25 protein-coding genes and 1 pseudogene are annotated in these 26,100 nt (G+C 39.9%); 11 read left to right on the forward strand and 15 right to left on the reverse strand.

The genetic code is table 11. From position 1 onward, the window contains the following. Window positions 1–76: 76 nt before the first annotated feature. The 9 genes from ACZ5B7_RS18410 to ACZ5B7_RS18450 all read right to left on the reverse strand — a co-directional run bounded on the left by ACZ5B7_RS18410 (window position 77) and on the right by ACZ5B7_RS18450 (window position 11,012). Entirely contained in the window at window positions 77–1,087 is a 1,011-nt protein-coding gene (locus ACZ5B7_RS18410; protein WP_464490487.1) for a DUF3231 family protein, read from the reverse strand. A 370-nt stretch (window positions 1,088–1,457) separates the two neighbouring features. Further along, window positions 1,458–2,132 carry a DUF2642 domain-containing protein gene (locus tag ACZ5B7_RS18415; protein ID WP_464490488.1) on the reverse strand — a complete coding sequence of 225 codons (675 nt, stop codon included), beginning with the start codon at window positions 2,130–2,132 and terminating at the stop codon, window positions 1,458–1,460. 28 nt (window positions 2,133–2,160) lie between these two features. Continuing rightward, entirely contained in the window at window positions 2,161–3,528 is a 1,368-nt protein-coding gene (locus ACZ5B7_RS18420) for an arsenic transporter (RefSeq protein ID WP_464490489.1), read from the reverse strand. A 395-nt stretch (window positions 3,529–3,923) separates the two neighbouring features. Further along, window positions 3,924–4,277 (reverse strand): heterocycloanthracin/sonorensin family bacteriocin, encoded by a 354-nt coding sequence (locus ACZ5B7_RS18425; protein ID WP_464490490.1) that lies wholly within the window; start codon window positions 4,275–4,277, stop codon window positions 3,924–3,926. A 253-nt stretch (window positions 4,278–4,530) separates the two neighbouring features. Continuing rightward, window positions 4,531–4,839 carry a hypothetical protein gene (locus ACZ5B7_RS18430; protein WP_464490491.1) on the reverse strand — a complete coding sequence of 103 codons (309 nt, stop codon included), beginning with the start codon at window positions 4,837–4,839 and terminating at the stop codon, window positions 4,531–4,533. A 235-nt stretch (window positions 4,840–5,074) separates the two neighbouring features. Continuing rightward, complete coding sequence (locus tag ACZ5B7_RS18435) at window positions 5,075–6,655, reverse strand: SagB family peptide dehydrogenase (protein WP_464490492.1); 1,581 nt, start codon at window positions 6,653–6,655, stop codon at window positions 5,075–5,077. A gap of 22 nt (window positions 6,656–6,677) precedes the next feature. Then, window positions 6,678–8,618, reverse strand: coding sequence for a TOMM precursor leader peptide-binding protein (locus ACZ5B7_RS18440; RefSeq protein WP_464490493.1), 1,941 nt, complete (start codon window positions 8,616–8,618; stop codon window positions 6,678–6,680). Continuing rightward, on the reverse strand, window positions 8,615–10,567 hold the full coding sequence (locus ACZ5B7_RS18445) for a putative thiazole-containing bacteriocin maturation protein (protein ID WP_464490494.1): 1,953 nt from the start codon (window positions 10,565–10,567) through the stop codon (window positions 8,615–8,617). The genes ACZ5B7_RS18440 and ACZ5B7_RS18445 overlap by 4 nt, the downstream gene beginning before the upstream one ends. A 169-nt stretch (window positions 10,568–10,736) precedes the next feature. After that, complete coding sequence (locus ACZ5B7_RS18450) at window positions 10,737–11,012, reverse strand: heterocycloanthracin/sonorensin family bacteriocin (protein ID WP_423798392.1); 276 nt, start codon at window positions 11,010–11,012, stop codon at window positions 10,737–10,739. Between the two features lie 302 nt (window positions 11,013–11,314). Between ACZ5B7_RS18450 and ACZ5B7_RS18455 the strand changes: the two genes are divergently transcribed. Together ACZ5B7_RS18455 and ACZ5B7_RS18460 are read left to right on the forward strand one after the other, a co-directional pair. After that, window positions 11,315–11,650, forward strand: a complete 336-nt coding sequence (locus ACZ5B7_RS18455; RefSeq protein ID WP_213119178.1) for a L,D-transpeptidase — start codon at window positions 11,315–11,317, stop codon at window positions 11,648–11,650. 182 nt (window positions 11,651–11,832) lie between these two features. Then, window positions 11,833–12,348, forward strand: coding sequence for a DnaJ domain-containing protein (locus tag ACZ5B7_RS18460; protein WP_464490495.1), 516 nt, complete (start codon window positions 11,833–11,835; stop codon window positions 12,346–12,348). A 7-nt stretch (window positions 12,349–12,355) separates the two neighbouring features. On the opposite strand, the gene ACZ5B7_RS18465 is transcribed toward ACZ5B7_RS18460, so the two are convergent. Together ACZ5B7_RS18465 and ACZ5B7_RS18470 are read right to left on the reverse strand one after the other, a co-directional pair. Further along, window positions 12,356–13,216: an MBL fold metallo-hydrolase gene (locus tag ACZ5B7_RS18465; protein ID WP_464490496.1), complete on the reverse strand. Its 861-nt coding sequence runs from the start codon at window positions 13,214–13,216 to the stop codon at window positions 12,356–12,358. A 174-nt stretch (window positions 13,217–13,390) separates the two neighbouring features. Next, a complete protein-coding gene (locus tag ACZ5B7_RS18470; RefSeq protein ID WP_464490497.1) occupies window positions 13,391–13,828 on the reverse strand; it encodes a hypothetical protein in 438 nt (145 codons plus the stop codon). Between the two features lie 243 nt (window positions 13,829–14,071). Here ACZ5B7_RS18470 and ACZ5B7_RS18475 point away from each other — a divergent pair, with 243 nt between their 5' ends. The 9 genes from ACZ5B7_RS18475 (at window position 14,072) to ACZ5B7_RS18515 (ending at window position 22,829) form a co-directional block, all read left to right on the forward strand. Next, a complete protein-coding gene (locus ACZ5B7_RS18475) occupies window positions 14,072–14,698 on the forward strand; it encodes a metal-dependent hydrolase (RefSeq protein WP_464490498.1) in 627 nt (208 codons plus the stop codon). A 47-nt stretch (window positions 14,699–14,745) separates the two neighbouring features. Beyond that, window positions 14,746–14,934 (forward strand): hypothetical protein, encoded by a 189-nt coding sequence (locus ACZ5B7_RS18480; protein ID WP_464490499.1) that lies wholly within the window; start codon window positions 14,746–14,748, stop codon window positions 14,932–14,934. A 229-nt stretch (window positions 14,935–15,163) separates the two neighbouring features. Further along, window positions 15,164–16,138, forward strand: a complete 975-nt coding sequence (locus ACZ5B7_RS18485; RefSeq protein WP_464490500.1) for an LCP family protein — start codon at window positions 15,164–15,166, stop codon at window positions 16,136–16,138. Between the two features lie 104 nt (window positions 16,139–16,242). Next, window positions 16,243–16,569, forward strand: a complete 327-nt coding sequence (locus ACZ5B7_RS18490; RefSeq protein WP_464490501.1) for a YnfA family protein — start codon at window positions 16,243–16,245, stop codon at window positions 16,567–16,569. Between the two features lie 1,066 nt (window positions 16,570–17,635). Further along, entirely contained in the window at window positions 17,636–19,114 is a 1,479-nt protein-coding gene (locus ACZ5B7_RS18495; RefSeq protein ID WP_464490502.1) for a flavin monoamine oxidase family protein, read from the forward strand. A gap of 223 nt (window positions 19,115–19,337) precedes the next feature. Next, a complete protein-coding gene (locus tag ACZ5B7_RS18500; RefSeq protein ID WP_464494525.1) occupies window positions 19,338–20,510 on the forward strand; it encodes an MFS transporter in 1,173 nt (390 codons plus the stop codon). 166 nt (window positions 20,511–20,676) lie between these two features. Continuing rightward, window positions 20,677–21,552, forward strand: coding sequence for a DMT family transporter (locus ACZ5B7_RS18505; RefSeq protein WP_464490503.1), 876 nt, complete (start codon window positions 20,677–20,679; stop codon window positions 21,550–21,552). Between the two features lie 231 nt (window positions 21,553–21,783). Continuing rightward, window positions 21,784–22,305 carry an ECF transporter S component gene (locus tag ACZ5B7_RS18510; RefSeq protein WP_464490504.1) on the forward strand — a complete coding sequence of 174 codons (522 nt, stop codon included), beginning with the start codon at window positions 21,784–21,786 and terminating at the stop codon, window positions 22,303–22,305. 263 nt (window positions 22,306–22,568) lie between these two features. Then, window positions 22,569–22,829, forward strand: coding sequence for a Spo0E family sporulation regulatory protein-aspartic acid phosphatase (locus tag ACZ5B7_RS18515; RefSeq protein ID WP_464490505.1), 261 nt, complete (start codon window positions 22,569–22,571; stop codon window positions 22,827–22,829). Between the two features lie 389 nt (window positions 22,830–23,218). Here ACZ5B7_RS18515 and ACZ5B7_RS18520 read toward each other — a convergent pair. The 4 genes and pseudogenes from ACZ5B7_RS18520 to ACZ5B7_RS18535 all read right to left on the reverse strand — a co-directional run bounded on the left by ACZ5B7_RS18520 (window position 23,219) and on the right by ACZ5B7_RS18535 (window position 26,099). Further along, window positions 23,219–24,228, reverse strand: a pseudogene (locus tag ACZ5B7_RS18520) (DUF3231 family protein). Window positions 24,229–24,669: 441 nt separating this feature from the next. Beyond that, complete coding sequence (locus tag ACZ5B7_RS18525) at window positions 24,670–25,218, reverse strand: NADPH-dependent FMN reductase (RefSeq protein ID WP_464490506.1); 549 nt, start codon at window positions 25,216–25,218, stop codon at window positions 24,670–24,672. A 39-nt stretch (window positions 25,219–25,257) separates the two neighbouring features. Further along, the gene (locus tag ACZ5B7_RS18530) at window positions 25,258–25,758 is read right to left on the reverse strand and encodes a flavin reductase family protein (RefSeq protein WP_464490507.1); all 501 of its coding nucleotides are present in this window, start codon (window positions 25,756–25,758) and stop codon (window positions 25,258–25,260) included. Window positions 25,759–25,793: 35 nt separating this feature from the next. Then, window positions 25,794–26,099: a hypothetical protein gene (locus ACZ5B7_RS18535; RefSeq protein ID WP_464490508.1), complete on the reverse strand. Its 306-nt coding sequence runs from the start codon at window positions 26,097–26,099 to the stop codon at window positions 25,794–25,796. Window position 26,100 lies beyond the last annotated feature (1 nt).

A 26,100-nucleotide genomic window follows, 5' to 3' on the forward strand; every position in this document is an offset into this window, starting at 1 on the left:
AAAGAATTGACCGCTTTTTAAATTCCTGGGAGTGTTATACTTCAACACAAGGCTTCATTCCTATTCGTTACTTGTTCTATTCCTTTGCTAATTTCTCACGGTCATCAGCCATTGGCGGTTGTTCTAACCAACCGTTCTTAATTAATAGTTGTGCCCCATCTTCAGCATATAGCCCCATTTCTGCTATCATTTTAGCGTATTCAACACCTAGATCTCTTCTTTGCGAAACAGAAAGTCCTGCGCCAAAATAACCAACTGCTGAGGAAACCAATATAACAACATGATTTAACATCAATTTATCTGAAAATGGTGAAACAGTTGAATTTGTTACTTCAGAAACCCATGAATTAGGTGACGACAAATTAGATTTCGTTAGGAACGAATTAAGAGCACTAAATTGTTTTTCACAAATACTTTTACCTTTTTGGAAATATTGTTGAACTTCTTTTGATTGGCAGACTTGCCCAAAGCCCATTTCTATTACAACTTTCATACTAACCTTTATCATATTAAAGCATAGACCACTAATTTCCACAGCATTTAAAGGTCGTTTTTTCCCAAACCATCCCGTTAGATAACTCTGATTATTTACAAAATCAATTTCATTTGGAATATTTATCCCAGGGGGTTTACTATAAATCCCTTTACTTAACAATAGCTTTGCTATTCGCTTATATAATTGCATGGTTTCCGTATTACATTGAATAAAGTAGTCTATTTGGTCATCTCGTTGCGAGGTAGCGACTGCACCAGCATAGCCAGTTAATCCGAGTAATGTCATAACATGCATATAAACTAACATGAAGGTATCCGTAAATAATGGCGGGGCATTAAGATTGACATCTTGTTCTAGTGAAAATCCCTTGGGAATCGGAAATTTTTCTTGATTAAGAAAACCTGTAATTTTAACGAGATGGGATTCCGCTAGGCTGCGGGCAAATTCAAGAATGTCTCTAATATCTTGGTCTTTCGCCTTCTCAATAGAATGTTGAAGTATACAAATTGACAAAGAATCATTTATGTATTGAGTCCAGAGATTGGCTAATTCTGCTGAGGTTAGATCAACATGATGAGTGATTTTATCCACTTTTATACCTCCTGTTATTTACCACTAAAAATTAGATTTCCCTTTAATAGGAAAAATATCTAATGATCATTAAATCCATTTTTAAGTACCATTCCAAGAAATTTATTTTAAGAAAGATGAACTGACAAAAATTTTTTTAGCCTGAACAAAATTAAAGTCAATAACATATCATAACCATAGGTAAGGACACCAGAAAAAAAAGACCGTGACAAAAACGACACGGTCAAATATAGTGTTAACGGTGATTCAATAATCCATCCTCGTCTGCCAACAGGATGGATTATTTATTTTGTATATTTTGACTAAACATGACATCACTCTGCCTTTCTTTCATGTTGTTATATCAATCTCTCAAGTTTTCACATCGTTGTTAAGGTAATTGTACTGTTTTAATATGCTCCACATTCCGATAAATCCGTTCCCCTTCGGCTGTGATTAAAGCAATTTTATTATTTTGAATCTTTTGGAGTACGCCGATTTTTTCAGGATGGTCTCCTCCATCAATAATCACAAGTTGATTTTCAAATTTTTTCAACTGCTCATCAAACGACCTTGCTAAAGGAGTAGACTTTGGCATAAGGGGCAGATTTTCACTTTTTAAGGAATATGGCGTTGTATTTGGCGGATAGGGAATGAGCCATTTCACATGATTCATTGAGATACACATTGTTTTATATACAGGTGAGTGAAATACGAAATAGTCGTTCATAATGCTAGTTAGGTAGCCATGAATGGATTTATTCCCCGTGACATAAACATTCAAGAACAATCCTTTAGCAACAGTTAATGCCTTTCGAAAAGAAATGGCATCCGTTTCAATTGGTTTTTCTGCCGGTGGAGTATTCGTAAGATCTTCTTCTTCTAATTCAGTTTCTTTTAATCTTTGTACATGAATGAATGGAATATAAATGAAACGATGGTTTTTGCTATCGTACAAGACGATGATGTCTAATCCGCTATCTAACAGAATACCTTTGTGAAAATTTCCTCCTGAAAGTTCAACGTCAATTTTCTTTCCTATTAAATCATCAAAATCGATTGGCATCTTCATTCTCCTTTTTCACTAAAATATCTTAATGCGAAAGAGCACCGCCAAACAGCCAAGAAACCCAATAATATAAGACGACTAGGGTAAACAGAGTTGCGGGTGGTATGACGACGACCGTGATTTTGATATACTCCCACCAACTGATCATTACTTTTCCTTTCCTTACAATATGCATCCACATCAACGTAGCAAGGGTTCCCATTGGAAGCAGCAACGAGCCCATATCGCTGCCAATTACGTTCGCCAAGTAGGCAATTTTCAATTCGAGCAAACTAAGGTCCATATGGGTTAAGGTAAGTGTTCCAACCATGAGGGCTGGGTGATTATTAAAAATATTGGAGAGAACGGATAGGAGCACGCCCATCATGACACTCGCGTGGAGCAAGCTTCCAGAAACGATTGGTTCCATGAAACCAATCAACCAGTCTGTCAATCCGATGTTATTGAGACCGTAAATGATGGTATACATACAAAAGGCGAAAACGATAATATACCACGGCGTTTTCTTCAGCATATCGGCTGGGGAGATTTTTAAGTATGCCCATCTCCAAGCTAAAAGAATAAGCGAGCCGATTACAGCCATGAGGGAAACGGGAATACCCAAAAACGAAGCAACAAACAGGCTGCAACGGACAGCAAACACGAACAAAAGAACATTTCGCATAAATCTTGAACGAGCTTTTTCTGAAGGATGTTCAATGCCTTTCACTGGTTTGAGGGGATGATAAGAGGAACTTGTCAGCCCTGAAACATTCGTAGGAACGGTTTTCGGTAAGATTTTCTTAAAGCGAAGGAACAAGAACCATGTCAGCAGCAGCAACCCAAGTGTTGCAGGTACAAACATCATCGCTGTATGCAGCCACAAATCCATATGAACGATTTTAAGCGCAATTAAATTGACAATGTTACTTACTCCAATTGGGGCACTCGAAGCAGTCGCAATTAAAGCACCAGATAGCAAGTATGGAATTTTTTGCTTGTTTTTTAAGCCCATATTGTTTAACAGCATGACTAGGATTGGGGTTGTGATTAAAATACTTCCATCGTTATTGAAGAAAAGTGTCATAAGGAAGCAGAGGAGATTGACGTACCAGAATAACCGTATCCCTGACCCCTTTGCTTTTTCTGCAAGCTTTTCAGCCATCCAGCTAAAGAACCCGAAACTTTCTAATACAATCGCCATGACAATCGTTGCCATGATCGTAATGGCAGCACCACTTATGGTTTCTGAAATGATCCCCAGATCTGATAATGAAACACTTCCACTAAGGACAACAATAACCGCACCGATTGCGGCAGGTATCGCTTCATTGATGCCTTTTGGCCGCCAAAGAATAAGTCCTAGGGTGACCAAAAAAGTCACAATGGTGATCCAAACGGTTAAATGGACCATATTTTTTCTCCCTTCATTTTGTGATTTCTCAGGAAGTATCCTGAGACCACATACCTTCCTCTACAATCGTTCCGCTGATGTCCCCCCCTACCATCTGTCCCTCTTGTGTTGTTGTACTTTATCCTATGAAAAACGAATAAGACAGGCTTTAGACTTGTACCCTTTTTTCAATAAATCAACTGGAGTCTAAAAATATATAATGAAATTCTAATAGCTACCTCTCACTGGAAAAACAAAAAAGCGAAGCAAATTAAGCTTCGCGCAGAAAATTTATACAAATTCAACGGAAAGGGACAGTACGAAAAACAGGTACTGTCCCTTTATTTATATGCTTATTTAGCTAACCTGCTGGTTACTTGAATAGTTAATATAACAACAACTCTGAAACAGTTATGTTAATAGTAGCCATTATAGTATCCATCATAATAGCCGCCATAGCAGCTGCCACAACCTCCACATCCGCCAACCGCTAAACCAATACCGACACAACTAAAACCAACACATCCAAACCCACCACAACGGAAACCGCCGCAACGGAAACCTCCACATCTAAAGCCCCCGCAACGCATGCCACCGCCGCAATGCATGCCACCGCCACAATGCATTCCGCCACCACAACGCATGCCGCCACCACAACGCATGCCGCCATGCAGGCGCGGATCCAGGCTCTGTGGATCCATCACAACTAACTCACCAGTTTGATAAGGATCGATTCCCAACCCTTGGAGATCAAATTGAAGATTATGCATTTTTTCCTCCCCCTTGTATTTCATCAGGTAAACCTGAATAGAGAGATGAATGTGTAAGATAAAACATTACACGCCGTGTACTCTCTTCAACAATTTATGATTCCTTATAGGTTGCTGTCACTAAATAAAGAGCCTATTTTTCGTTGAAGTTTTATGAGATGTTCTCAAAAAAGTCTAAAAATAGATTACTATATTAAAAGATTTGTTATGTAGGTAGAACAGTTGTTTATACTTCCCCATATATGGCTAGCAATTAAACTTCATCTAGAAAAATGATTCTATGCTTTAACTCTTTATTGGAATCTAAAACACCAATTACAATTTGATTATCTTCAGTTATTGTCACATATCTGAATTGTTCAACCCCATTAATAAGTAGTACTGGTTCCAGCTTTGCCTCCATCTTAGCAAAGACATTCTCTGAGTACTCAAGTTTTAGTATATCAGCAATTTCTTCTGTGGTTTGTCTAACATATTTAAATAGGAAATCTTGGATTGAAAATTGCTCAATCATCGTTAAATTTTTCTTAAACTTTAACTCATTTACTGAAACTGTTTTCACTTTAATCACTCCTCAAATAGTAATTAAAGTGTAAACTTATCAATTCATAACCTCAACGATATTATAGTGACAGAATATTTACATTTTGATTTCAGCAAATGTACAGAAGGACAAATCTTTGAAACTCGGCAGGCATTCTTAGACCTATTAGTTTACGTTAATAAATATAAATGGCCCTAGTCCATTATACTAATCTTGGACCGGGGCCAGCCTTATTTTTGCTATTAAACTATATCTAGCTCTTCAAACTTCCTTTCAACCAGGCACGGGGACGATAGGGCCCCACAGGGATTTGGATGAGGCTCGTTATTTGTTTCACTTCGGCTCGATAAAGTTCATCACATTGTTTCGTATCAAAACCTAATAAAGGGTGCCCCCCCATGCCCAAGGCACATGAGATCAACAGCAGCCGTTGCAAGAGTATCCCTGCTTCCATCTGTTGAATTCTGTATCCTCTATATCCCAGTTCCTCTTTTAGATGCTCCTTGTCTCCAACCAAATGCAAGCAGAGCGGAACCTGAAACAGATTGACGTTGGGCATGGTTAAACCATTTTGCAATATCTCACGGAAATCTCCGTTTGCTATTCTACTCAGTGCATGTGCGCCTTTCTCATAGGCGTAAGCACCATCTGAAACACCCTCCACGTTATAAAAAAAGCCGTACAACGAAACACGAGTCCCCGTTTTTCTATCTGTGCCGTCAAGATCATTCTGGTAAGGTCTGGAAAAAATCTCTTTCAACAAGGTGGCTAGTTGGGTTTGACTGACTTTCCCCATCATAAAATCAACATCAGGAGAATGCCTCTCTCTACAAACAGATGCAAGGTCGTACGAAAAGGGCTCTGTATATGGGAGCATGATTAATTCCGTACCAATGGACTGTCGAACACGATCATCTCTTTTTATTTTTACAAATGACTGTGTTGAGTCAAACATCGATGCTTCATTCATCTCTCTCAGCATCGGGTAATCAAGTACTCTCTTTGAACGGTTATACGTTTCCGTTTTAAGCAATGGTACTTCCTTGCACAATTCAGCGGCATATACACCCTCTTCTATATTAAAGTTGTCATCCCATTGGATTGATGGATAATTAGATAAGGGAATTACTGCGTAGACACTTTCGTCCTGTTCCGAGAGCCCGAGCAAATGATTGATAGAGCGATCAAGAAATTGGTAGCATACGCGTGATGAGAATCCCATCCGATCTGCCACTTCTAATGTTTGCCCAATGACCACACCAGTATCTAAACCTTGTAGACGGTAGGAAAAATTATTATATTTATAAAAATTTTTCCAAAAAACCGTCGAGACAAAAACCGTGCAGAAACAATCAGAAACATCACAATTCCCAAGGCTCCTGGACAAGTAGGAATCGTAATTTCCTTCTCGGAGCAAGCGAAGGCTGTGATGGGCTACATCGTAATGGTAAATTCCCGTTGGGACGTCCTTAATCTTTGCATATACATATAATTCATTGGGATACAATGCCCCGCCAGAAGGAACAAATTTTCGTAATAACTGAAGATAGCTTACAGTAGTTATATCCTCGGGATCTTCAAGGAAAGCGGATTGTGCGTAATGTGTTAGACCGTATACATACCATAAGAAAGACCCGAGCTCCTCTAGTCCGTGCTCTGCATGGGCATCTCGCTGCTCAAGCGTTAACGGTACTTCACCGGATAATGGAATCTCAGGTAGTCCGCGGTATAGTTTATAGGGAAGCGGTGCATCGTCCCAATCGACTTGCCAATCTGGCGGAGCGATTTTTTCCGGATCAAAGTGAAGATTGTGCAGAAATGTCTCCAGTTTCAAGAGTAAACCTCCTTCCTTTCCATTATGGGAATGGATGCGGATCTGGATTTAGCTGTTCATACGCCAACGGCTGTTTGGCGTATCCAAGTTTCACTGGCACTTGGAGAACCCTTTCCAGCCCTTTGACACGGGTCAGGTGATGTCCGAATGTCATCGGCAACATGCCAGGAATCAATACCTTTACACAGTATAATCCATTCCGTTTGGTGATCGGTGTTGTTTGGTCCACCACAATAACCTCGAGGTGCAGTTCTTGGAACCGCTGAAGAATATCCTGCAGGTCATCCTTCAAATCGGTATTCGCAGGAGACTGTTTAAATTCCTCAGCAAACGTTCGTAATGGACGATTGTCATCCAATAAAAAGTCGAGCCGGTTTTCTGCTTCCTTCAGACCGTAGAGCAGGCCATGGTCCGGCATCAAACGGACTGCATATGGATCCTTCAGCATTTGTTCATATTTCTGTCGGTTTTCCTCCAATATTTTGTCATGCCGAACCATCATTCCTGCGAGCTCAAAAAGCGAACTTTTTACAGCTCTGACAGGATCAGGATTCGCTCCTGCAGCACAAATGATGTTTACCCCCTTTGATTGTCGGTTTTTTGCAATAGCAAAAACGCTGGGGATTTCATGTTCCATCGTTGAATTGTAAAGATAAACGTCATATCCCGCGACATCACGTAAGCGGTCCACCATCAACTCTACTTCTTTATCGTCAGCCGAACGAGGGTCAAGCCGAGGAAGGGCCAGCTTGGCATACCAGGTTAACAAGAAGGAATCCCGCTCGACGACTTCCATAATCCCATGGAAAATGGCTTCCTCCAAGCTCCCACCCAACGCACACCCATTAGAGGTTTCATAAACATAGCCATCCCCATTGCCCAAACTGTAATAGGCAAGTAGCTCTGGAACCAGAATCGGACGTTCTTGTAACAAGGAATAACCCCAGACCCAATTCATTGGGGCATCAGGATGAAACGGTTTAAACGGAAAATTAGGCTTTGCATATTGTTCCTGGTCATGCAGACCTACTGATGCAGGATCTAATGCGATATGCTTTACATTGTTATAACTATCCCGAACTTTCTTCCTTTTGCCTTGAGGCTCGATTCCGCAATATCGCTCCAAACCCTCCAAAATAGCCGTCAGTTCACTCATTTCATAGGAATTAGTTCGGCCCGCTACTCCCTCGTCCGCACCAAATAATGGCATGTTTACCAAAATATCAGAAAATGGCAGCCTGAAATCCGCCATTTTTCCATTCATGATTCCAGTACGTTCATCCAAATAGTCTGCGGCAAGCACCGTTTTCAATTCATCCATTGAACGAGTGCGATAGCCTTCACCATTTAATTTAGGACTGGATTCCAACCTGATTTGTGCTAATTCCGGTGTGTCCTCAGGGATTGGACTGCAAATCGGGCACAATGGTTCAGGCAGGAAAAAGTGACTAGAGGTCGTTAACGATCTCAGATTGGTAATGAATATTCTTTCGTCCAAGGAGGAGGGTTCTCCTTGAAGAACTTTGTCAACCTCGTTTTTGATCAAGATGGCCATTTGCGATAGCCCCGTTCGGGAAGCCCAGGCATCACGCAGCACACTTTCACCTGAAGTCAATTTCGCCTGAATTCCCCACATTTCAAGCCGGTCGGGTCCGGCTATCAAGCGCCGTTTGTCAGCACAGAGTGAGCATCCCGGTTTTTCTCTCCGTATCATTGGGCCGATGATCCCCTCACCAAAGGAAACGAAACCTCGCAGCCAAGGAATCCCGGCGGTCCTGCATCGCTGTTCCGCTTGTTGATGAACGGCTGGATGCCAGGCATCGTCTAGCAACAGGACTAATTCTGTTTCTTTAGGAATCTCTTCCAAAATACTTTGACGCCTTACTAGATAGCTGGTAGACAGAAGATCATAGACGTATTCCGCTAATAAACCGGCTCCGTCAATGAGGACCTGTGCAGTCATTTGGAATCCCCCTCTCGTACCTGCACACCATACACTCCTGCCAGCTCTTGTTGTAAAAAAGGCTCTATCGACAGGTCATAGACTAATAGCTGTTTATTGTTTCTGTGTAACACCTGAATAGCAGATTGTAATAGATCCAATTGTGTCATGTCTTCACATGAGGAAATTTCGAATTTAGAACCTATTCTTTCCAGATAAATCATCGAATCATTCCCTTGCCTCTCAGCGGAACTAATCCCGTTTTGAGCATCGAAAAGTGCGTGCTCGAGTGTATTGTGCAATGCCAATGTTGTATTTAAGCCTGCTCCTGTGTACCAACGGCCGTTTGACTTTACCCATACAACTGGGAAGCCTGCTACATCCTCCTTTACACCAATCGCCGGTGAACCCTTCAAGGTAGTCAGGGCATTTATATAAAATCTGCATGTTTTATCTTCTATGGCTCCAATCGGCACACGGTAAACCGTGTTGTGCCCTTCACTCTTTCTTTTTTCCAACTCTTCATCCAGATAGGCTTGCAGCCCCCGACAAACAGCCTCTGCAATTGTTGCCCCTGAACCGATGCCCATAAAACCGACTGGTGCTCCCTCTGCCTGATTCTTGACTCTATATATATCGGAATCTATCATTTTTGAAACATACATTTCTATACCCTTCAACCCAGCTTTTCTTCTTGCTTCTTCATGTGTCAGGCCCGAACATAACACTTCCTGAAGCAGCTCCGCAGGTCCCTCTGACAATGGGTCAACAGCCTGAACATAACACTGGGAAAGAGGAAGCTGCGGCAAATCCCGTTCCTCCCAGGTATGGAAAATCCCTATTTCCTTTGACGTTAATCGACTGAAATACTCTAACAGCATACCCTCCTGCTCTTCCTTATCCGATTCGAGTTTCAGTCTATTTTCAAGATTTTCAATCAGTTCGGGGGCATTGCGTTTAGACGTTACAAATGGATGGGTGATGAAAGAAAGCCAGTCTCCTTCCATCGTTTCAAGATTAAGCAGGTAAATTTGATTACTCTGATTTGAACCTGCAACTCCTGTAGCCTTCTTGAAAAATTCAAAAACAGAGACATTGGCTAAAAGGGCTCCTGATGTGGAAAAATACTCTTCAGGCTGCTTTCCAGATTGCAGGTAAGATTGATGAATTCTTCGCCATGCTGACTCGAAGCATTCCTCTGATTCCGGATGAGTCAACGGACCGGAGAGCCCCACTTTTTCTAAACAGATGGCTGGTAGGAATGCCTTCTTTTCTTCTTTGCAAACTTGATTTAGACTCCTTAATTCATTTAAATTTCCCTCCTGAGAGACATATAGAATCCAATCATAGTCCTGAACGGCTTCTTTCCAAAAATTTATCCCTGCCCCATGACGGTAAGGGACTTCTGCTAATTCCACATCAGAATCTATTTTTCTCGCATTCTCCACCAACTCGTGAACACGGAGCCGATTAGTTGGAACCCCATCTGTTATCATGACATTTAATTTGGGCAGTCCTGATTCGAGTAAAGCAGAAACCAAAGAAACCATGAAGGTTCCTGAACCTACAGCCAAAACCTTAGCTTGGCGGTATTCTTGAAATTTGTAAGCAGCTGAATCGACAAAATTCTCGATGAATTCAATTTGTGAAACATATTTTTCAAGAACTTGACGATTTAACTCATGGGGAATATCTTTGCTGACATCACGAACAAACCCATTCTTGTACAACGTTTCTCCAATCTCGAATACCCTGTCACGGTACGGCGGCGTCAGTCCGTGAGTCAAAGTTTCCAAAGTTTTCTCGCCATTGAACATCGGAAACAATTTTTCAATCCACTGGTAGATGGTTTTGCCTTCCATTCGGAATGAACTTGTGTTATTTCTAAAATAGACACCCCCCTTTTGATCTGGGAGAAAAAAGGTATCCCTTTTGACTTTTAGACGTGAGGACGAGGTAAGTTCTGTCACTGGCGCTCCTCCTTATTCCAATCGTTACTACTTGCGCACTATCAGTTTATGTACGATTTTTTGTCCAATATGATAAACACAGTAAAAAGTGCCCCTGGGGCACAAGTCCGTGCAGGGGCACTTTGTTTCACAAATAATTTTTTTGGGTAATTGCCAAAAGCCACACCAATTAAATAAAACCGAAACCGATACCAACACAGCCAAAACAGCCAAATCCACCGAAGCCGAAGCCACAACCGAAGCCACAACCAAAGCCGCAACCGAAACCGCAGCCAAAACCGCCGCAACGAAAACCGCAACGAAAACCGCAACCAAAACCACAACGGAAACCGCCACAGCGACCCCACAATCGTGAATCCTCCATCTGTTGACCGAATGGAACTAACTGACCAGCTTGATAAGGATCGATTGCCAACCCTTGCAGCTCATTATGAAAATTTTGCATTTTTTCCTCCCCTTTGTATTTAATCAGATGAAACCTGTATAGAGAGTTGAATGATGATATTTGTGTATATCCAGAAATCAGATTCGCTGTGTACTCTCTTCAACAAAATATGATTTCTTTTAGGTCGCTGTCACTAAATCAAGTGCCTATTTTATGCTGTTGGTTTAAAGAATGTTTATAAAATACGTCTAGAATTACTAGATTGTTGGTTTCGTAAGTAAAAATAACTGTCCGCCAATTCTTGTTAATGAACATTTGTTTGTTTTATTTAATACACTATTCAAAAACTGGAGTTGATCCACATGGCGAAATGGATTGATGTATCAACATCAAAGCACCAATTAAAACTCTTTGATCGTCATAAGCTTTTAAAAACTTACCCCATTGCAGTTGGAAAAATATTGACACCAACTCCTACAGGAACATACACGATTATAAATAAGGACCCTCATCCCGGCGGACCATTCGGAGTCCTTTGGATGGGATTGTCAAGACCTCATTACGGTATACATGGAACCAATAATCCATCTTCTATCGGTAAGAACGTCTCCCATGGTTGTATTAGAATGTTTAATCACGATGTTCTAGAATTGTCATCTTTAGTCCCAATTGGCACGCAGGTTTTTATTCATAAATAACGCATCTGTTCATAAAATTTAGGATGTTCGTACCTTTTGAGCATCCTTTTTATTAAAAATGTCTCAATGTAAAGAGACTTTAATGTAATGTCACACTCCTGTTCTTTTTCTGAAAAAATTCAGTGATATGATGAGTCTATCTGTAATATAGAATGCTAGATTTTAAAAAAAGCGAGTGAAAAATGATGCTGAATATAAAAGAAGCGGTTGAGCAATTAACCTCGTCTGGCATAGCAGCCAGTGACGAAGAAGTAATGACATGGATTAGGGAAGGCAAATTAAAGGCTGACATAACCAAACGAAGAACAACTACCTACAAAATCAATGTTAAGGATCTAATTGAATTTATCATCCAAACGCATGCCGCTCAACTTACTGCACAATTAGAAGAGTCACTTCAAGAAAATCGCAGCCTTACGGAACAAATAGTGATATTAAATACCCGAATACATATTGAACAGTCAAAGGTACGCACCTTAAAAAAAATGCTCAACACACAGATTGAAGTCATCGAACCCAGTACTTTTCACTACGGTGAGTTATTGGGATTAAATCAAGACTCTAGCAGACATCAAATGAAAAAAGAATTTAAGAAACTGCTAAAAGCCCTCCACCCCGACCGCGGCGGGGATGAAAGGCTTTTTAAAGTGTTTAATGATCATTACGAGAATCTTAAGCAATCGAGTCCACGAGATTGAGTGAAAGTTATCGTTTTAGTTCATACCCATTCACAAAATAATCGATCGTTTCCGATTCGTCTTCATTTAAATCTCGGTTTACCTCTCTTGCATATTCCGATTTCATTTGTTCTGCATCACCATTATATTTTTCTGTGTAATCGGCCATTGTCTTTAAAAGTTGCATTTCATTGTTAAACTCATTCCGCGATATTGGTTTCCAGTGGGAAAGGATATAGGTCTCTGCATCAAACTGTTCCAGGATTGCCGCCAGTTCCTTTGTTCGTTTGGTTGTATAGTTCCGTTTGGGAGAAAATATATCAGGATAAATGCTATCACCTAAAAACAATATCTTCTCTTCTTTCATGTAGATGACAACAGAATCAGAAGCATGGTCCCCTCCGACATGCTTCAATACACAAGTTACCCCGCCAAGATCGATTTCGAGTTCGTTGTCAAAAACGACTTGTGGCAATGTGATATGTATATTCCTATGATCCGCAAACTCATTTTTAATGCAGATTGCACAAAATTCAATTTCTGTGCCTTCCTTCACCCGCTCATCTAAAGCCTCATCCGTCCATGTTAAAGGCATTAGTTTTTCTATTTCTACTTTTGTTGCTTTTGAAGAAATAGAAACACTATCCTTTAATGCGGACATTCCGAAAATATGGTCCCAATGCCAATGTGATAACACAACCATATCAGGACGGCCGATATTTTGTTCCTCCAGCATTTTTAAAAATAATTGGGCATGTGCTTCCGAATTCCCAGCATCAATCATTAATCTTTTTTCTTTTCCCACGACCATCCCTAAAATCGGTCGATCTGTCTCCGAAACAGGTGTCATATACCAAAATGAATGGCCTATTTTGTTTATTGTTTGCATGGTAATATCTCCTCGTATATAATCAATCGAATCTAACAGAATTGTATCAGATTTATATAACCAATGTACTTCATGAAGGGCACTTCGAATCGTTTGGTCTTCATCACTTTATATTGAACCTGACATTAAAATGCCTAATTGCTTTCACAATTAGACATTAAAAAGGTAAAACTCTTAAGCGATAATGTTATTTTGCCTTAACAATTGTAGAGCAGTTGGGATATCGGAGACGTTCAGGATGATAGAATTTATTCCACTGTACGCAGCGAACACAACTACCCGAGAGGACAAAGCTCGTAACACGTTTCTTAAGATTCCCGGGGCAGGTGAAACAATGATCTGGATAACTTCTACTTGATGGAACCGTACACCTGCTCGGCGAAGAGCGTCCCGCGCGATCTGGTTGGCACGGGAACTATTTGAACTATCAGGACCGACAACCATTCGCACAAAGTTCACCCTACCCATGTCCAATTTTGTTATGGTAAATGCAGCTACCGTTACTCCTTGAGCTGCAATATCTTCTAAAACCGAGTCAAGGACTTCATCGTTCGCATAAAAAGAAAATTCCTGTCTTAATACGGCTGTAAACTTTTTAGTGTTGTTGCTCATAGATTTCAATATCACTCCTTTCCTATCAAACTATAATAGCTTATTCATTTAATCAGCAGAGGGACATGTTAATCTGTCCAACTTTTTGAATCAAATTCTTAAAAATCGTCGGTAGCTAAAACTACTCCGCCTAACGTATTTATTCATAAATTATTTATCTATAAACAGAACAGATGTTTTGTAGTAGAATAGTTATGTCTGTTTTTGTTTGACCAGATTAATAATTTTAGAGGTGGAATGAAATTGAATGGTACAGCACATGCAGTAATTGGATCAGCAACAGGATATATTGTGGCTAATACATATCAAACCTCTCCTTCTGCAACACTCTTGTTTGTCGGATTAGGAGCCGTGTCAGGATTGATGCCTGATTTGGATATTGACGGGAAGCTCCGTGGAAAAATTACACTGTCGCATGAGATGGTTCGGCTAGCTGCGATGATCATTGGATTGCTGATGATTTTCTATAGTGTCTTGGAGAAACTGGCGGCAGAACGATGGATGGGGGTCGGGATCGGGCTTTTGATCGTGCTGGTTGCTTCCCTCATTAAGCAAAAACATATGTTAACCATTTCGGGAATTGCTGTTCTGCTTGGAGGGTTATCTTTAGGGGAGCTTTGGATCATCCTATTAGGAATTTACTTTATCATTGCTTCCTTGACTTCTCATCGGAGCTATACACATTCCATCTTAGGCGTTGTTTTCTTCGGGATCATTGCTTTCCATTTAGAATTTTCACTTGGAATTCTCGGTGTTTTCTATACCTGTTTAGCTGGTTACATCAGTCACCTGATCGCTGATTTAAAAATCTTGCCATTTAACAAGCGAGGGATTAAACTGTTCTTGCCGCTGACATCTAAAGAACTATAATTAGTGTAAATTCATTACTGATTAATAAATAAACTAGAGGTTATTGAATGAAGGTATATAGATTAAAAAGGCAGTTTAATGGATATAAAAAAGGAACTCACTTTTACTTGATTAGTGAATCAGAATTTATAGGAGTTAAAGAATTTGTCTTGAGAACGAAAGATTTGGCGAATCGGATATCCATCAATGAAAGTGAGCTTCTTAAGAATTTTACTTTCATTAAAGAAATCTTTTAACGATACACAGGGACAGTTTGGAAGGTATGACTACTAATTAGTCATACCTGTTTTTTGTACTATATTAATTAGAAATGAAAAATAAATGTAACCTGATAGTTAAATAGTTGAAAATTATTTATGGGATAATCATTACTTCAGAGCTTTCTAAATTATTCCTATATGGGAGCTTAATAGTATAAAATAAACCATTGATGATCGTATTATTTCAGCCTAGGTGGTGCAAGTTTTGACACGAAAGAAAAAGAAAAGAATTAAAATAAGATGGGGCAGAGTTTTTGCCGCCCTACTTGTAATTGGGATTATCACAGTTGGTCTCTTTACCATTTTTCAATACATAGAAGGAAAAATTAACACGATCAACCCACCGCTTAAAAAAGTGGAGGGAAAACATACAATTCAAGATGCAAAGAGTAACATCGATGAGGTCAATGTGCTTTTATTAGGAAGTGACTCACGGGGAGAAAAACAATCCCGAACGGATACCATTATGATCGCCCATTACGATCCAAAAACACATCAATTTAAACTGATTTCCTTAATGCGCGATATGCTTGTTTCTGTCCCCAATCATGGACAGCAAAAACTAAATGCAGCCTACGCTTTTGGCGGTACTGAATTGCTTAGTAAAACGATCAAAGAAAATTTCGGACTCGATATTCACTATTATGCGATCATCGATTTTAAAGGTTTCGAAAAAGCGGTCGACCTGCTTGTTCCAAAGGGAATCGAAGTGGACATACCGTATGAGATGTCTTATGGAATTGGCATGACGTTAGAAGAAGGCAAGCAGCGGCTCCATGGTAAAGAGCTGTTAGGCTATGTTAGGTTTCGACATGATCGTTTAAGTGATTTCGGTCGAATTCAAAGGCAGCAGGAAGTGATTTCAAAATTAAAGGAAGAAGCGTTAGGTCCTAAAAGTGTGTTAAAACTCCCAGAGCTTATCGGTCTTTTGAATAAATATTTAGAGACAAATATGAACAGTTCTACCCTTATTGAAATTGGAAAAGACATACTTACGAGAAAGAACAGCGAGATTGAAACTTTACGCATTCCTGAGGATGGCAGTTTTCAAAATAAACGGGATGATGAGCTTGGGGATGTATTGGAAGTGGATTTCGTGAAAAATAAAGAAGCTCTTGAACGTTTTTTGGACGGGAACAGTGATAGTCAAAATGAAGATAAAAGCAACTCACCCGACTGATTTCCATGCTGCTTTTGCCGAAGTACACCAGTTTATGATTTGACCTGAACTTAATTGAAAAATATAATTCCTAATTAGACAGGCTTTTGAAAGGTGTATGTCATTTGATTAAATCAATTGTAATATTTATACTTGCAGGACTTGCCGAAATTGGCGGCGGTTATCTAGTTTGGCTATGGTTAAGAGAAGGTAAACCATTGTATTGGGGAATTTTCGGAGGACTTATCCTGGCTTTGTATGGTGTCATAGCAACATTTCAATCGTTCCCATCCTTCGGCAGAGTTTATGCTGCCTATGGTGGAGTATTTATCGTTCTGTCTATCTTATGGGGATGGGGAATTGATCGAAAAACACCTGACTTATATGACTGGATCGGCGCTGGAATCTGCTTAATTGGAGCTGCGGTGATCTTGTTTGCACCGCGCCAATAAAACTTCTAAAAAATGAGAAACATCTGAGTGATGTTTCTCATTTTTTTTTAACCTAATTTTCGATTTCAAACAAAATATTTGCGAATCGCCCGTTATAGATGCGGACCTAAACATGAAGGCGCTGCCCCCGCAGTTATTTGCGAAAAATTCCAATTTAATTGCCAATCACATCCTTTTATTTGCGAATCCCCTGTTATATTTACGGATCTAAACAAGTTACGGCTGCCTCTACAAGTTATTTGCGAAAATCAGCTGTATATTTGCGAATTTCCTCCATATATTTGCGAATCGCCCCGTAATATTTGCGTTCCTTAACAAGTTGCGGCTGCATCCACAAGTTATTTGCGAAAACGCTAAGTTTAATTGCGAATCTCCTCCTTTTATTTGCGAATCCCCCTGTTATATTTACGGATCTAAACAAGTTGCGGCTGCCTCTACAAGTTATTTGCGAAAATCAGCTGTATATTTGCGAATTCCCTCCTTTTATTTGCGAATCGCCCCGTAATATTTGCGTTCAATAACAAGTTGCGGCTTAATCCACAAGTTATTTGCGAAAATGCTAAGTTTATTTGCGAATTTCCTCCTTTTATTTGCGATTCCCCCTGTTATATTTACGGATTTAAACAAGTTGCGGCTGTCTCTACAAGTTATTTGCGAAAATCAGCTGTATATTTGCGAATTCCCTCCTTTTATTTGCGAATCGCCCCGTAATATTTGCGGACCAAAACAAGTAGGGGCTGCATCCACAAGTTATTTGCGAAAACGCTAAGTTTAATTGCGAATTTCCTCCTTTTATTTGCGAATCCCCCTGTTATATTTACGGATCTAAACAAGTTGCGGCTACCTCTACAAGTTATTTGCGCTAATCAGCTGTATATTTGCGAATTTCTTCCTTTTATTTGCGAATCTTCCTGTTATATTTACGGATAAATACAAGAAGAGGCACCCTCTCTTTTTGATTAAATACAAAAATAAATGATGCATCAGAACCGTCCCCATGCATCACACATAGACATCTCAACCAGTGAATAAAATGTATTAATCCTTATTTAAACGAGGTAGTGAGATGCCAATAAATATGAATGGACCGATACCATTAACGCCCCAGCAAATGATTAACGTGATTAGAAATGGGCTTGATAAAACACAAACTCCTAAGCAGATTACCGTAGTCGGTGCGGGCATTGCAGGGCTTGTGGCAGCCTCCCTGTTGAAGGAGGCGGGGCATAAGGTTACTATTTTAGAAGCCAACAGCATGGTTGGCGGCCGTATTTATACGATTCGCAGCCCTTTCAGTAATGGGCTTTATTTAAACGCCGGTCCCATGCGTATTCCTGATACTCATTTGTTGACTTTAGAATATATTAAAAAATTCGGGTTACCCTTAAACCTTTTTATTAACCGGACCCCCGCAGACATTCTGTTTGTAAATGGGGTCAAAACCCGTCTCAGCATGTTTGAACAAGATCCTAGTATTCTAAACTTTCCTGTCCAGCCGAATGAAAAAGGTAAAAGTGCAGAACAGCTATGGAAATTAGCAATCGATCCAATTGTTAATTTTATTAATAAGGACCCTGAGAGACATTGGCCTCTTATCGAAAAAGAATTTAAAAACCAATCACTCGGAACGTTCTTAAATTCTTACCATTATAAATTTGGAACGACTTTCTCAGATGGTGCCATTGATATGATTGATGTACTCCTTGATTATGAAGCTTTTATGGGGATGTCGTTTCTAGAAGTGATCCGTGAAACGTCGGGCTTTAGAACCAATCGTTTCTATGAGATAACGGGTGGAATGGATCTGCTTCCGAAGGCATTTTTGCCGCAATTGAAAGAGGAGATTAGGTTCAACCAACGAATCACTAAACTTGTCCAACATAACCAAGGTGTCACCATTCATTCGACTGATCCTCGTACATTTACAAATTCGACTACCACTAGTGACCTTGCCATCATTACCATCCCCTTTACTGTTATGCGATTTGTAACCATTGAACCCTACCATTCTTTTTCTTATTACAAGCACAGAGCCATTCGTGAAATCAACTATATGGCTGCAACAAAAATCGGAATTCAGTTTAAGAGCCGCTTTTGGGAAAGATACGGTCAATATGGCGGGAAATTAATCACAGATCTGCCCATTCGGTTTACTTATTTTCCGAGTCAGGGGATCGGCACATCTGAACCGGCTGTTGTTGTCGCAAGCTATACATGGGCGGATGAAGCGATGACATGGAATGGTCTTTCCGACGGAGAACGTATTCAATATGCCTTAAAGAACCTAGCTCAAATTTTCGGCAGCCAGGTCTATTCCGAATATGTTTCTGGTACTTCTTATAGCTGGGTGGATAATCCCCACGCCACTGGAGCGGTTGTCGCTTTTGAGCCCGGCCAGGAAAATGAATTGTTTCCATATATATCGATGCCGGAAGGAAGAGTTCACTTTGCCGGTGAACATACCACTCTTATTCACGGTTGGATGCAGGGATCCATTGAATCAGGCATTCGTGTTGCCAATGAAGTGAATCATCTGCCAATCTAGAAAAAATGATGGGTTTCCCCTTGTTTTTTACGGGGAACACCCATCTTTTTTTCATTAATCACCAATTGCCCTTCCAAAAAATGCTTTTACAAATTAAGGTTTGAAGAAGTGACAATTATATGAAGCTGAGATATTATTAAAAAAGGAAAAAATTTGTACTACAAAATATCGCTTTGCAATTGATTGGAGGAGCACACCATTGGAAACAGCATCACAACCCATAATGAAAGGAAAAGAACCCATTTTTCGCCGGGGTGTTTTTACCTTCAGCGGATCACATTTTTTAAATGATTTAGTGACCACAGGTATGGTTCCGGCAATGGTTGTGCTTTATAAACAAGCATTTGACCTAAACTATACCCAGTCTACTTTAGTAGTTTTAATGTCATACCTAACATCATCTATCTCCCAGCCTCTGTTCGGCATGTTCGCGGACCGTAAGCCTCGTGTCTGGCTGTATCCGGCAGGAGTATTCTGTTCGATTATGGGGCTGGCTTTAACAGGACTCGCACCATCACTGCCTTGGCTGCTTTTGTTTATTTCGATTTCCGGTCTCGGATCGGGCGCGTTCCATCCAGAAGCCTCCCGAGCTACCCACCTTGCTTCTGGATCTAAAAAAGCACTCGCCCAAGCTATTTTCCAAGTCGGCGGAAATGCAGGGCAAGCTTTTGGACCATTATTAGTATCCCTCTACGTAAGTCACTCAGGGATTCAGGGGCTCCTATGGCTCATTCCAGTAGCATTCCTTTCGCTTCTATTAACTGGCCAAATTCTGCCTTGGCTGCGTGAAAAATTAGAGACCACTAAACTTCAATCTAAGAAACAAATAAATGGAGACAACAATTTACTGGGAGCTACCCTGCTCTCTTGTGTAATCATCCTGCGTTCCTGGTGCCAAATTGGCGTTGTCGTCTTTTTGCCTTTTTACCTGCACAACCTCACCATCCAACAGTCAGAGATTCTTAGCTTTGTCTTTGTCGGGGCAGGAGCACTTGGTACTTTTGTCGGCGGGGTTCTGGCAGACAAACTTGGCATGAAACGTTTACTGGTCAGTTCCATGCTGCTTGCAACACCGTTTGCTCTTATTTTTCCACATGTACATGGGGTGTTGTCGGTTCTCGTATTGCTCTTGTTTGGTTTCAGTGTTCTTTCATCTTTCTCGGTCAGTGTGGTTTACATGCAGCGCATGCTTCCGAAGAACATTGGTCTGGCCTCCGGTCTTTCGATTGGATTTGGTGTAGGTGCCGGTGGGATTGGATCCGTGTTTATGGGCGGCATCTCAGACATCTTTGGGATCGCGACCGTTTTCACGATTCTCTCGCTGCTCCCGCTTGCCGGCTCGTTAATCGCGGTCTTTTTACCAAATGATCGCATGGAAAAGAAACTGTCTGCTTGATAACTTACTATTACACTGTATTCTAAGAGGTGAATCAAAATGTATTGGACTCCGTTATTTGAAAATGATGTACCAGTAGCACACTTCTGCTCTTAATGGAGAGAAACGTGACTACTTCTCTCCGTTTGGGCATCTTTGACCTAAAAAAAGACGGAGGGTATAAAAAATGAAAAACACCTTAATAGGTTCTATATATTTAACTTTAGCCGCCAGTATTTGGGGTGGAATGTACGTTGTTGTCAAAGTTGTAGTAGCGGTCATACCTCCACTAGAACTTGTGTGGATGCGCTATTTAGTGGCTATTGTCGCACTTCTTATCATCGGCTTAATAACCCGACAAAAATGGCGAATCGAGAAACGTTATTTTTTATTAATTATCGCTATCGGAGTTATTGGGAACGCCATTTCAATTGTTACCCAAGAAACGGGGACAATGCTGTCCACAGCACAAATGGGAGCCATTATAACTTCTTCAACACCCGCGTTTATGGTTATTTTTGCTAGATTACTTCTTAAAGAACAATTGACGTTAAAAAAGTGGCTTTCCGTTTGTCTAGCGACGATTGGAGTTTTTCTCATTGTCGGAATCGGAGATGTGGATTTATCTAGTAAACTTGGTGGTATTGCACTGCTTATTGCAGCTTTAACGTGGGCACTTATGTCTGTACTTGTAAAGCGTTTGCCGAGTGACTATTCACAAATTGTCGTCACCACCTATTCCATCTCGGTTGCCCTAATTGTGTTGACTCCTTTTGTTTTGCCACGGTTACACGCAATTAATATTTCTGAATTAACTCACCCGACCATTTGGGGAGGACTCTTATATTTGGGTATTGTTTCAACAGCAGGTGGATTCTTACTTTGGAATCGCGGTTTACAAATGCTTAACGCCTCAAGTGGGGGGATATTTTTCTTCTTTCAACCCGTGGTTGGAACATTACTTGGCTGGCTTATTCTTGGAGAGAATATAGGTGTGACCTTTTGGATAGGCTCCATCCTAATTCTTACTGGTGTTTTGTTCGTTATGATTGAGAAAAAATAGTCTTTAGAAACCCCTTTCAATGTATTTGAAGGGGTCTTACTTTTGTTCATAAATTTGGCTTATTCAACTTACTGAACGCTTAGTGCAATAAAAAATGTGGAACACCCCCTAGCCCCTATCTTCAACTCAAGTTTATATATGTACTTAAAATTATCTTTTCTTCTAAAAGATTTAAGTATATATTTAATATTTGATATATAATATTACTTTTTAGAAAAGAAGAGGGTAGATATGAATTCAACATTTTCAACAACAGAATCCACAAAAACAAAAGCCATTGTCATCAGTGCACTTTTCATTGCCTTAACCTTCGTGGCCACGATGTTCATTAACTTAAGGCTCCCAATCATGGGGAATGGTGGTCTAATCCATTTAGGTAACGTTCCTCTTTTTATCGCAGCCTTGGTCTACGGCAAAAGAACCGGAGCCATTGCGGGGGCGTTTGGTATGGGCTTGTTTGATATCGTCTCGGGATGGGCATTATGGTCACCGTTTACCTTTGTCATCGTCGGTACAATGGGCTTTGTAGTCGGTCTCATTGCCGAAAAGGTACCCGGCAAACGAGTTCTTGTTTATACTCTGGCCGTTCTAGCTGCACTCGTCATAAAAGTTGTAGGCTACTATTTCACCGAAGTCATCCTCTACGGGAACTGGATCCAGCCATTCGGCTCCATCCCTGGAAACATCATGCAGGTCGTAATAGCAGGCATCATTGTAGTCCCTCTTGTAGGACGCTTAAAGAAAAGAGGGTAACATGGTTCATGGGGATGGTTCTCTTGTTTCATTTTGAATCACACAAGAATACACTTCTATGAACTAATAAGTTAAGGAACAAGAACCGTCCCCATACATCACACAGAGTGTCGAAAGTCGATGATTTTCGTCACTTTTTAGCTTTTTATACCTTGTTTTATCGAAAACGTTCTATCGAAGTCTGAAAATGTTATAATACTTTTTGTGTTAATCTAATTATTAAACAGACATTTAAACAAACATTTTCGGGGTGTGTTTTTGCAATGAGACAAGCACAATTAGCAGAAGCTATACGTAATAAAAGAGCCGAGATGATTCAAATAGGGATGTCAAAGGGACTCGATAGTGAAGAAACCATTTATTGCAGTCAAGAGCTAGATGACCTTTTAAATGAATATAACAGATTACTATCCCAACCCAAACGTTTTAACCCTATAAATGATTACTTTGATTATTTACTTTTTCTACATAAAAGCACCCATAAAATCGTCCGGTTAGGTTATGATGCATGGGGACGGTTCTAATGCATCATTCAAGCATAAAGTGCCATGCGTGATATATTCTCTAAAAAGGTCCTTGGCACTTTTATTTTTTCAAATTGTCATCAAGGTAATTTGCTGCCCTGCCATATAGAATGATAAGACAAAAAAGGTAAACACAGGAATGTGCTTACCTTTTGGACAATGTGGAAATCGATAGTTTTTTACATACTAAGTTATGTTAGGATAGGCATTCTTATTAAATGGTTTAGCCTCATGTTTTTTACCATTTTTATAAAGAATCTAACCTTAATCACGAATGTAATAACCAAATTAAACAAACGAAGTATATTCAAACTAACTCCCCCCACACCGTTATTAGTATCGGCAAACCGACACTAGCTATATTTTGCGCTTTCAACCCATCCCTTTATTCAATTCCCATTATTGATAATCCGGGCACGGTCCTCCATTTGTGGGGGTTCCTCGAACCAGCCGTTTTTTATCTTAATTTCAATTCCTTCTTGTGCGTAAAAATAAACATCTTTCGCAATTAAAAATGATTTCATCGTTAAATCATTTCGCAAACAGAAAAAGGCCCCTGCCCCCATTCCAACAAGCCCAAAGGCATTGAGTATATATACGCAATGCATCATGAGCTTATCCGAAAATGGCGGAACGGTAGATTTGTTACCGTAGCCCCGCAAGCTGCGGATAACTGAACATCGCCTTCCCTAAGTACTTCCTCCATCATTTTTACTTGTTTCTTCGCAAGCTCTTTCCCTTTTAAAAAATACTGTTTGGCTTCTTTGTTTTGTGCACATTGGGCAAAACCGGTAATCAGCTGCATTCCAATATTGTTGGCTTCAAGATTATGATGCAATATGCCAATCTCAAGGTCATTTAAAGCTCGTTTATCACCAGTAAGCTTAAAACCTTCCATATATTTTTTACTTTGAATATACTCATTACTTTTTGGCATCGTCACTTTAGGCGGAAGCGAAAGAATTCCTCTTTCAAGCAAATAAAAGGTTGCAAGCTTATAAATTTTCTGCGTAACAGTAGTAAGACCTTCATAAATTTGCATGACTTCTTTATTATAACTCATATTCATGTTAAGCGTATAAAGACCCATGCTTACTTCCTTTAAAATACGGACAAACATGATGTCAAATCCATTATCGTATAGCTTAGGTGCATCTAAGTTAACATCTTCTGGAGTGAATCCAATCGGTTTTACCATTCCATGTTTTAAAAATATTTCCTCCATCCCTAACACATAAAAATTCAGTTCCTGCCACAAACCACCCAATATATTTCTTGCTTGTGCATCATCTGATTTCTCAATAAAATATTCCAACATTCTCATAATCAGAGTCTTCTCTTGGTAAGTTTGCCAGAGTGTACCTATCTCAGAAACACTTATAGGATTTGTAAGGATCACGTATTTTACCTCCGTCTACAGTTAAGCATCCAATAACTTAAATATGTACTTTTTTCTAAATTCCCCAATCTTGATAAAAAAAAACAAAATTTTTAATGTAGAAAAAGGGAAGGCTAGGAATAATTAATACCGAAACGGAGGAATTACTGTGGCTGTGGAGGCAGAAAAAATGAGGTTTTGTGAGAAATGCAAGAAAGAAACTGTACATCATGTTTATGAAGATGCACTTGAATTAGAATTCCGGTGCACGAATTGCAATGAAACGATTGAGATGGTTAAATCATTTTTTTAAATGGATTGGTAATGAGGAAATGGGCAGCCAACTGATTTAATTGGCTGCCCAAAATAAGCCGATTGCTGGACTCCAGTTACAGATGGCAAATCAGCCATTAAATCTTCGGAGGAAGCCTCTATCCCAACCTCCGCTGTGAAAAGAAAAACCTACTTTTGCTTCACTCCTATTAACCGTTCGCACATATAACAAAATTGCTGACTGAATTCATGAATGTTATCCAAAAGTTCCACTTCGTCTATTTCATTTTTCTCATTAAACTGGCTGTTGTGAGCAAAAATAGTTGTCGGTATGACGTACCCATTTAAATACCCTGCCAGTGGTTTTAACTGATTTTCTGCAACGAGAAAATGTTGATTGTTTCCTCCAGTCGTGACAAAACCCATCACCTTATGTTTAAACGCTGCCGGTGGAATTAAATCAATTAAATTTTTGAATGCACCGCTAAATGAACCTTGGAAAATAGGCGTTCCGAATACAAATCCGTCCGCCCCCATTATTTGGTCAATTACCTTTTTGGTATCACCATTGTAATTAGAGATTGGACGGCCGTCACAAAACTCAATTTGATAATCCCTTAGATCCAAAAACTCAATTTCTAGATCAGGATTATGGATTTTTATCTTGTCTAAAACTTTACCAATCACAATCGCAGTCTTACTACCGACAATAGTGCCTGAAACCCCTAAAATTTTCATTTCTCTTCCTCCTAATATTTCAATAATCGAAAAAAAGATCTATTGATTCGGCCAATCTTCAGGGATCCGGCCAACATTTCGGTTATAATATAAAAGAGGAGCCTTTTCGGCAAATGAAAGATCGATTACTTCACCTAAAAGGATAAAGTGGTCTCCAGCATCGATTTTATTAATGATTTTGCACTCGAAAACCCCTAGTGAGTCTTGGATAATCGGTAGTCCATTTGAAGAAGTTTCCCATTGCACTTTTGAAAAACGGTCTTTTTCCTTACCAGCAAACGCCCAGCATGCCTCTGCCTGATCTGTAGTAAGGGTATGCACAGCGTATTTTCCCCCTTGTAAGAATGCATCTAAAGCCGATGATCTTTTATCGATGCACCAAAGCACCATTAACGGGGCGATTGAAACAGAAGCAAACGAATTGACGGTCAGCCCAACCGGGTTTTCATTTTCATCCATTGTGGTTACGATCGTCACTCCAGTTGGATATTGCCCCATAATTTTCTTGAAAATATTTGCTTTCTCCATTGTTTTTGTCATCTGTATTTTCTCCTCTCACAGCCAAGTTTTTTGAATTATAGATAAACTTCATCTAATATCTCCTGCTTTACCGATGGCCTGATATTCCAAAAATTATTCAAACTCTTCACAAGGCCGCCGTTTCCGAATCTCGTTTTTACCGGTGTTGCAATTTTCATCTTTGGCTCAACCACAAAATTGGAAAACTCAACTATAATCTGTCTTCTTTCGATAACATCTTGTATCCCCTGTTCGAAAAACCATTCATCAATCCTGTTATAAATACCGCGATTGATTCCGTAGTTCATTTCAATACTTTTTTGAAAGGTATAGTCTGGAACATTTACATTAGGTGTTAACACA

This window comes from Neobacillus sp. S1115, assembly GCF_055385565.1.